Here is an 8,493-nt window from a genome sequence, read left to right as displayed (position 1 = left end):
AATGCCAGTATTCATCATGCCAAGATTATCCAAGCTAGATTACCCATTTGGCAAGAACGAGGCTTGTTTATCTTTTATTTACCGCCTTATAGTCCGCATCTAAATATCATTGAGCGGTTATGGAAGGAGGTAAAACAGGCTTGGCTAAGACCTTGTGATTATGTTTCTTTCGATACGTTGTCTTATGCAGTTAATCGGGTTTTTGCTAATATTGGTGATTCCCTGTCGATAAATTTTTCTACATTTAAAGTATAGGTATTTAATTTTGTTCCATTACTTAACAGAATATATTGAATATTATGTCTAAAATACAAGATGAAAAAATTTCCTTTGATAGCCCTGATTTTGTTGCTTCTCTTGCAGCAGGACTCAGTGTTCTTCAAACATTTGATGAAAACAACGCTAGCATGACACTATCAGAGGTTGCTGAAAAGGCACAAATAGGTAGAGCAAAAGCACGCAGATATCTATTAACCTTACATGCTTTAGGCTATGTCCACAAAGATAAACGCCAGTTTAGTTTGACACCCAAAACTTTAAGCATTGGTGCCCGTTATTTAAGCGCAAATCACCATCACGAAATCTTAGAATATTACCTTGAAAGAGTAACCGAACAAACTGGAGAGTCTTGCTCATTTGGCATTTTGGATGACACAGATATTGTATATATTGCACGCTCCGCTGCTGAGCATAGGTTAATGGCAATTACCTTATCTATCGGTACGCGACTACCAGCAGCCTATACGTCAATGGGAAGAGCGATTTTAGCCAACTTATCAGAAGATAAGCTAAATGCTTTTTTAGCAAAAATAGAATTAAAGCAATATACACCTTATAGTATTACAGATATGGATAAGCTAAGAGAAGACTTACGTCAAATAAAAGAAAAGCAGTTTGTTATCTTAAACCAAGAGCTTGACAAAGGTTTGCTATCCTTGGCGATACCAGTTTATAAGGCCAATCACGAGCTTATAGGCGCCATCAATATCAGTACCAATGCACTTCGAGTTACTCAAGAGGATCTGCAACGTAAGTTTTTACCGATACTTCAAGAATGCGCCAACAATATTCAAAAGTATTATATATAGTCATAGCCAGAGACCTAAGGGGCAAGGCAACCAATACTAAAGAATGAACAATACTAAAGAATGTAAGTTAAGAAAATTGAATAAGCCAACAAGGCTAAAAAGCCATGCATAACTCCACTTATGCATGGCTTTTTAGCCCCAATATTTTTTAGAAAATCATGATGATAATTTGGCTAACTGGAGTGATTACAAAGAGTAACCATTTTTACCCGGAAAGTCTGGCGCAAGCTCTCTAGCATTAGGAACTTTTAACCACAATCTGACTAACTTGCGTCTTTTTTCCTTCTCAGAATAATCTTCAAAAGACTGCCTCGAATGCATAATGACATAGTTGTTACACAGCTGAATATCACCCGGCTCAAGCATCATATCCAACCTATACTCTGGACGCTGACTAATCTCATCAAAAATATCTAACGCATCTATTTGAACTCGTGACATAGGAACATTCATGATTTCATGCCCAGTTTCTATATACTTTCGTAGATAACGGCATGCCAGCTTTCCATTCCAATAGCTAAACATAGGGGTTAGTGCTGGCCCCTCTTTACCAAGATGATTTAAGTAGGCAGGGTGGTAATAGTAGGCTAAATATTCAGGATACTCTTGCAAAATCGTATTATAGACAGAGGCAAAACTAACCAGACTACTTTCACCGCCGCTCATTGCTTTACGTATGCAAAGTAGCCCGACCACATCGGATAAATCGGCATGAAAAGGTAGGTTTTCATTAGTTTGATACACTCGGGTCTGTTTGTTATTTAAATCACCGACATTCTCCACCATACCCAATCGTTGACCTTCTTTGTTTTGAACGACAGGCATACCCAAATACAGCCCTAAGATATAAAATATATCTGTTAAATCTTGTTCGGTGTAAACTGATGGATCAAGGCCTTTTATCACAATAAAGCCATAGCCATTTTCTAATTCTTCGGAGACATCGTTGATCATCTTTAAAAAGGCGAGATCGTCAATGGGTGTATCGCTTTTTTCAAAATTTGGAGCATGCAAATCTTTTTCTTGAATGGCTTTAAGCGCACCATCTAATACGGATATTAAATGCGGGTCTAATCTGATAATCCAGTCATCTTTTTTAGCAATCTGTTGACCTAGCCAAGCACATTTCTCAGTAATCGGCTGAGTTAATATTGTATCCATACCCTATCTCCTTATACATTGTAAATAGTAATTCAATCTCAACTCCTGACATCAACTGTGACTTTCCAACACTTTTTATCATATGTGTTGTTGGACTAAAAACAGTAACCTTGACAACTTCTATAAAGTTGAGACTGGAGTAAACCATCAATTCCATTATACAGTTAGGGTAATTTATTAAACAAGTTGTAATTTGATTAATTAATAGTGATCCACAGCGCTATGCTCATAGAGCTAACCCATACGGCTTTAAAGTCTGTTAAACTGGGCCAAAATCAATTGATGAGATGAGAGTCGCCTAATTCATATATTGGTAACAACTATGTTGACAAACACCGGTAACCTCCACATATCTAATGCTAACCAGTCACACTTGACGCTTGGCGTAGGCTGATTTTTTTATAATACCAAATCTAAAAATTAAGCTATCGAGAAAAACGAGTGCAAACGCCAGTAGTATAGTCACAGCCATATAAAAGAGTTACAGCGTTATCCTTGTTTAGCCTACTTCAGTAGTACTTGCACTCGGTTGCTTTGTAACTCATTTATCTGACTACAACTATACGTTTCTTGATTGTCTTATACCTCAACTTGTTAGATTTGACTATAACAAATCGTTTGAGTAAAAAATTTATAACATCACTTGCGCCACAATCGCTGATCCTATAAAGGTACCTGTAAAGGTTAGGATAGCGACTATCGCAATTTTAAACCCTGACTTTTTGAACAAATCAACTTCGACTTGTGAAATCGCCAATCCAGCATAGGCCAGCACAGGTGTTAACAACTGCAACACTCCAAGATTACCAGTCTGTTCCAATACATAAGCACTGAGCGGAAACTGCGGAAGTGAAATAAGAATCGCTGCAACTGAAATCCATGCAATGGCGGGGATATTAACTGGCACCCAGCGTTTGAACAAAATACCGACAGCGCAGCAAGCAAATAAAATTAACATACCTGGTAATGCCACTATCGGATAAACACCTTCACCAACCCAGTTACTTAAAAGCAGTACCACACAAATCAACCCCAGCAAGCTAAAAGTTTGTGTCATAGATAAGCTTGGATGCTCTTCCATGACAGCATCAAAACCAGTATCTTTTTTAATCTCAGAGCTTTGTTTACTTCTAAATTTATTTACCATTTTATACATAAACTCGGTAACTGGTAGCGCAACAAATATGCTAATGAACAAACCAGTCGCATAAGTCAATAAGTTTGAGGTGGCTGCAAAGGCTGTGATTGTATCGGTTTGATTGGGTACAGACTCTGCTAACGCTGCTGAGCATGCACCCATCATGCTGCCACTACCAACACCGCAAGCCATCGCTAAGGCACGAATATCCATAATATTCATTGAGGCTATCACACCTGCCATCAACGAAAAATAAATCGCACCGAATAAGGTACCCATAACATAGACACCCATAACTCCGATGCCCTCTGGACTCTGCAATCCATATTTATCAGCAATCAAAGCCACGTTAGGCTCACGTGCAACTGAGTGTGTCGCACCGATAGCTTCTCGACCCATACCAAACACCAAAACAGCTACAGGCAATGCAATCAAGACGGTCGCCACATTACCTATCTCTTGTAGCAACAGCGCCGGTCCAGCAGCAATAATCTCGTTAATATTAGGTCCTACGCCAACACCAAATTTTGCAATAAAAGGCATAACACTTAACAAAATCGCATAGCTGGCATATTTTGCTTGATCTTTACTCATGACCGCTTTCATGGCAGGAATGACGTTCGCATTTAACAATAACGAAATAATAAACGCATATAACAATGGCAATAACACTAAGGTACCAATACCAATAGGTATCTTAATAATGCCGACCCACTCTGAAATTAAAGTCACTATAACTACTAATAAATGCAACTTCCAGTTGAGCAAGTACCTTGTCATCTTAGGCGATAGCACATTATTTTTTGTCATAGCAACTCCATTTAGCATTATGTGTGAACATCTCACCCTCAATATTTTCCATAAGTTTTTGTTTTAGCTCAGTATCTTCAAAAAAATGCTATCTTTTCTGAACTAAAGGCGTAAGCCTACAAAGACCATAGTAAGTATGAACAAGTTGAGAGTCTTTTAAATTGTTTTAAGGTTATTTTATTTACTATCTGGCTTTTTTGGCAACTGAGATTCGACTAATGACACCCATACCTTAATACCAGTTTCAATAGCTGCATCGTTAAAATCATAAGCCGCATTGTGTAATGGCTTTGATGGGGTGGCACCATCTACACCCAACCAAAAATAAGCCCCTTTAACATGCTGACTCATAAATGAAAAGTCTTCTGATGCCATAGACGGCTCAACATTAATATTGACATTATTGGCGCCCAATACTTCAGTCGCAGCTTGTTTGACGTTAAGGTAGGCTTGGCTGTCATTGCTGGTCACAGGGTAACAAACCTGATAATCAATCTCGCCTTTGACACCATATAATAAAGGTAAGGTTTTTACCATCTCAGTAAGCATGTCTTGCATATTCTGTCGAATAGCCATATCAAAGCTACGCACCGTCCCTTTTAAAATGGCGTAGTCTGGAATAACGTTGGTCGTATCTCCACTATTCATTTGTGTCACACTGACAACACCTGACTGCAAAGGTGAAATACGGCGCGATATAATAGACTGAATATTGGTAATTAATGCTCCAGCTGCCGCAATTGGATCGGCACCCAGATGTGGCATGGCCGCATGCGTACCTACCCCTGTTAAGGTGATTTCAAAAATATCAAAAGACGCCATCATTGGTCCATCATTGACCGCAATTTGACCCACAGGAAGACCTGGCCAATTATGTAACCCATAAACTGCATCCATTGGAAATAGGTCGAACAATCCATCCTCAATCATTACTTTCGCACCACCAAGCACCTCCTCTGCTGGTTGAAAAATAAAGTGTACTGTGCCACTAAAGTTTTTGTGCTGACTTAAATATTTTGCAGTTCCTAGTAAGATAGAAGTATGACCATCATGGCCACAGGCATGCATGCAGTTTGCATGAGTAGACTTATGCTCAATGTCACCCTGCTCTTCTATTGGCAACGCATCAATATCTGCCCTAATACCTATGGTCGGACCTTCTCCATTTTTAAGTGTCCCAACAACGCCTGTACCACCCAGCCCTTGATGAACCTCAATACCAAAAGATATTAACTTTTCCACAATAAACGCAGAAGTTTTGAACTCTTTAAAACCTAACTCAGGTTGGCTGTGAAGTTGTTTACGCCACAGCTTAGCCTGTTGCAATAAGCTCTCTTGTAACTCAATATTTGTAGATGCTATTTTTATCGGCTTAATAGATTCATTAATACTTACATTGTTGACAGACACTGTACACTCCCATACTCTCTACTTAATACTAACGATGATAGTCTCTGATAACCTGATGATTGGTTATCATGATGCTATTGCTTATCGTCCTATACTACAACATATTTTAAACTTAGAATAACCTAATCATACCAGCCACCGCCCCCCTTTAAAAACAAGGTAACCTCCACATATCTAATGCTAACCAGTCACACTTGACGCTTGGCGTAGGCTGATTTTTTTATAATACCAAATCTAAAAATTAAGCTATCGAGAAAAACGAGTGCAAACGCTACATATAGTAGGTTCAACGAGTTTGACAAAGATAGGTTGTTTTTTAGAAAAGGTATAAGTTAAGGTGGATGTTTTTAACCAACAACCTACTGTCTGCTATAAATTTACTCTCTGCTATAATAGTTAAGCTATACGCTAGCTAATTTCGTATTACTTTATTCAACATAAGGCTAATTCAAAATGACACAACCCATTAAAGTCGCCATCGCAGGTTATGGCAACCTAGGTCGAGGCGCTCAAGCAGCCATTAATAGATGTGAAGACATGCAGTTGGTCGGCGTCTTTAGTCGCCGTGATCCAGCCTCTGTTACCTTAATTGATGACAGTGTTCCCGTCTACGCCATGGATGATATCGAGCAATACAAAGATAAGATAGATGTACTCATCTTATGTGGCGGCTCTAAGTCTGATTTGCCACAGCAAGGCCCAGCACTGGCTGCCATATTTAATATCGTTGATAGCTTCGATACCCATGCCAAGATTCCTGAATACTTTGAAGCGCTTGATGCCCCTGCCAAGCAAGCGAGCAAGATTGCACTATTGTCTGTGGGTTGGGATCCAGGTTTGTTTTCTATCAACCGCTTATATGGTGAGGCCCTTTTACCAGTTGGTGAAACTTATACCTTCTGGGGAAAAGGCTTAAGCCAAGGTCACTCCGATGCGGTGCGCCGTGTCGATGGCGTCAAGTCAGGCGTACAATATACGCTACCTTCTGAGTCGGCTATGGCCCGAGTGCGCAACGGCGAGCGTCCAACTTTAACCACACGTGAAAAGCACACCCGTGAGTGCTATGTGGTATTAGAAGAAGGCGCAGATGCGGAAACTGTTCGCACCACAATTGTGACCATGCCAGATTATTTTGCAGATTATGACACCACCGTACACTTTATCGATCAAGCAACCTTTGAGCGTGATCACCGCAGTATGCCTCATGGCGGTTTTGTGATGCGCAGTGGCGTCAGTGGTATTGATAACGACCAGCATGATCAAGCGATGGAATTTTCATTAAAACTGGGCAGCAATCCTGAGTTTACCGCCAGTGTGCTGGTGGCTTATGCCCGTGCCGCTTACAAGATGAATGCTGCTGGTGACAGCGGTGCAAAAACTGTTTTTGATGTTGCACCTGGTTTATTGTCGCCAAAATCACCTGCGCAATTGCGTAAAGAGCTGCTGTAGTCAGCGAAATACTAAATATTGCTTGCAAATAAAAAGCCTCAATTCTATCTATTAAATAGGATTGAGGCTTTTTATTTTCTATAACAAATCCTTAACTACTAACCGCTGCTGGCAACTGTTGCAACAGCCAAGTGCGAAACTTAGCCACACTTGCTGACGGATTGTAGCGCCCTATGGGCTCAAGCAAATAAAAACTCTCTGAGGTACGTAGCACTGTCTCCACTGGACGCACCAAAGCCCCACTTTTTAGATAATCATCAACTAAAGATCCCCATGCCAGCGCAACGCCCTGACCATTGATGGCGGCCTGTAGTAGCATGGTATAGTTGTTAATATTGACTTTGTTTTTTGGTTGTATCGGAGGATGACCCACTTTCTCGAACCACTCTGGCCAGCCCATCCAATCCACTCGAGATTCATCTAGGTTTAATAAAGTGCCGCCAAAGATTTGTTCTGCTGATGTTTCTAAACCAAACTGCTGTAAGTAATCTGGGCTACACACAGGAAAGATTTCTTCAGCAAATAGTGGGGTAACCTTCACTCCTTTTGGGGGTACTCGGCAATAAAATAACGCCAAGTCACAATTCAAACTGTGCAAGTCTACGATATTATCGGTTGCCAATATTCTTAAATCTATGCCTTGGGTCTGCTGAAAAGGCGCAACTTTTGGCAACAACCACAAAGCCGCCATCGCATGAGTGGTGGCAACCGTAACTTGATGCTCACCTTGCCATTTGATGATATCCCCTGTGGCCTGTGCAATACTGTTTAACGCACTATAAACGCCTTGATAATATTGCAGTCCTGTTGGGGTTAAGCTGATACGGCGATTGGCACGAATAAACAAGGCTTTGCCAAGATAAGCTTCTAGCTGCCGGATTTGACGGCTGATTGCACCTTGAGTGACGTTTAATTCATCAGCAGCTTGAGTAAAGCTTAGATGACGGGCAGCCGCTTCAAATACGATTAGGCTGTTCATTGGCGGTAAGGGTTTAATTTTCATCGACATTCCTGATCGTCATCACACTAGGGCGTGTCTCTAATTGGATTATGAGATATCATGCACTATAAGCGTAACTGTTTCCAACTCCCAGGATGTACCACATAACCAAATAGCGCATGACCGGCATATATCAATTTCGTACCTTCAGGAATCCACAACATTTGCCCCGAGCACACTTCATAGTTTTGCCCATTTGCGGTCAGCTCAAAACAGCCCTCTATCACAAAGTTGACCTCATCATATAACACCTGCCACTCAACTTCAGCACCTTCCCAACGCGCAAATCCCACCCCTATATTTGGTGAGATATCATCTGGTAAGGCACGAGCCACATAGGCCATCCCTGGCGAGTCACCGCGTACGCTATACTCTAACTGCTTAGAGTCTATTAATCGAACCTCATTCATACCTTTTTTCCTTAAACACTCATTTTC

Annotated in this window: 7 protein-coding genes and 2 pseudogenes; 4 read left to right on the top strand and 5 right to left on the bottom strand. The window is 40.7% G+C overall.

Annotated elements, in window-relative coordinates:
* Positions 1 to 9: 9 nt before the first annotated feature.
* The 3 genes and pseudogenes from H140_RS16555 to H140_RS0111300 all read left to right on the top strand — a co-directional run.
* A pseudogene (locus tag H140_RS16555) lies at positions 10 to 99 on the top strand (hypothetical protein); the annotation flags it as partial.
* Positions 73 to 157, top strand: a pseudogene (locus H140_RS16550) (transposase); the annotation flags it as partial. The pseudogenes H140_RS16555 and H140_RS16550, both read left to right, overlap by 27 nt.
* 142 nt (positions 158 to 299) lie before the next feature.
* Positions 300 to 1,088: an IclR family transcriptional regulator domain-containing protein gene (locus tag H140_RS0111300; protein ID WP_019673769.1), complete on the top strand. Its 789-nt coding sequence runs from the start codon at positions 300 to 302 to the stop codon at positions 1,086 to 1,088.
* A gap of 186 nt (positions 1,089 to 1,274) precedes the next feature.
* On the opposite strand, the gene H140_RS0111295 is transcribed toward H140_RS0111300, so the two are convergent.
* The 3 genes from H140_RS0111295 to H140_RS0111285 all read right to left on the bottom strand — a co-directional run bounded on the left by H140_RS0111295 (position 1,275) and on the right by H140_RS0111285 (position 5,607).
* Positions 1,275 to 2,249: a TauD/TfdA family dioxygenase gene (locus H140_RS0111295; protein ID WP_019673768.1), complete on the bottom strand. Its 975-nt coding sequence runs from the start codon at positions 2,247 to 2,249 to the stop codon at positions 1,275 to 1,277.
* A 631-nt stretch (positions 2,250 to 2,880) separates the two neighbouring features.
* The gene (locus H140_RS14565; protein WP_019673767.1) at positions 2,881 to 4,197 is read right to left on the bottom strand and encodes a DUF3100 domain-containing protein; all 1,317 of its coding nucleotides are present in this window, start codon (positions 4,195 to 4,197) and stop codon (positions 2,881 to 2,883) included.
* Between the two features lie 177 nt (positions 4,198 to 4,374).
* A complete protein-coding gene (locus H140_RS0111285) occupies positions 4,375 to 5,607 on the bottom strand; it encodes a M20 aminoacylase family protein (protein WP_019673766.1) in 1,233 nt (410 codons plus the stop codon).
* A 453-nt stretch (positions 5,608 to 6,060) separates the two neighbouring features.
* Here H140_RS0111285 and H140_RS0111280 point away from each other — a divergent pair, with 453 nt between their 5' ends.
* Positions 6,061 to 7,056: a diaminopimelate dehydrogenase gene (locus H140_RS0111280; protein WP_019673765.1), complete on the top strand. Its 996-nt coding sequence runs from the start codon at positions 6,061 to 6,063 to the stop codon at positions 7,054 to 7,056.
* Between the two features lie 91 nt (positions 7,057 to 7,147).
* Here the strand turns inward: H140_RS0111280 and H140_RS0111275 are convergent, their stop codons facing one another.
* Entirely contained in the window at positions 7,148 to 8,059 is a 912-nt protein-coding gene (locus tag H140_RS0111275) for a LysR substrate-binding domain-containing protein (protein WP_019673764.1), read from the bottom strand.
* A gap of 62 nt (positions 8,060 to 8,121) precedes the next feature.
* Positions 8,122 to 8,466, bottom strand: a complete 345-nt coding sequence (locus H140_RS0111270) for a cupin domain-containing protein (protein ID WP_019673763.1) — start codon at positions 8,464 to 8,466, stop codon at positions 8,122 to 8,124.
* Between the last annotated feature and the right edge of the window lie 27 nt (positions 8,467 to 8,493).

The organism is Psychrobacter lutiphocae DSM 21542 (assembly GCF_000382145.1).
Taxonomy (GTDB): domain Bacteria; phylum Pseudomonadota; class Gammaproteobacteria; order Pseudomonadales; family Moraxellaceae; genus Psychrobacter; species Psychrobacter lutiphocae.
Note: the sequence above shows the minus strand (reverse complement) of the source record. Positions and strands in the feature narration are given on the sequence as shown.

Excerpts from the sequence above, each read along its gene's own strand:
- H140_RS0111300 (WP_019673769.1), top strand. The coding sequence starts at position 300 with ATGTCTAAAATACAAGATGAAAAAATTTCCTTTGATAGCCCTGATTTT.
- H140_RS0111295 (WP_019673768.1), bottom strand. The coding sequence starts at position 2,249 with ATGGATACAATATTAACTCAGCCGATTACTGAGAAATGTGCTTGGCTA.
- H140_RS14565 (WP_019673767.1), bottom strand. The coding sequence starts at position 4,197 with ATGACAAAAAATAATGTGCTATCGCCTAAGATGACAAGGTACTTGCTC.
- H140_RS0111280 (WP_019673765.1), top strand. The coding sequence starts at position 6,061 with ATGACACAACCCATTAAAGTCGCCATCGCAGGTTATGGCAACCTAGGT.
- H140_RS0111275 (WP_019673764.1), bottom strand. The coding sequence starts at position 8,059 with ATGAAAATTAAACCCTTACCGCCAATGAACAGCCTAATCGTATTTGAA.
- H140_RS0111270 (WP_019673763.1), bottom strand. The coding sequence starts at position 8,466 with ATGAATGAGGTTCGATTAATAGACTCTAAGCAGTTAGAGTATAGCGTA.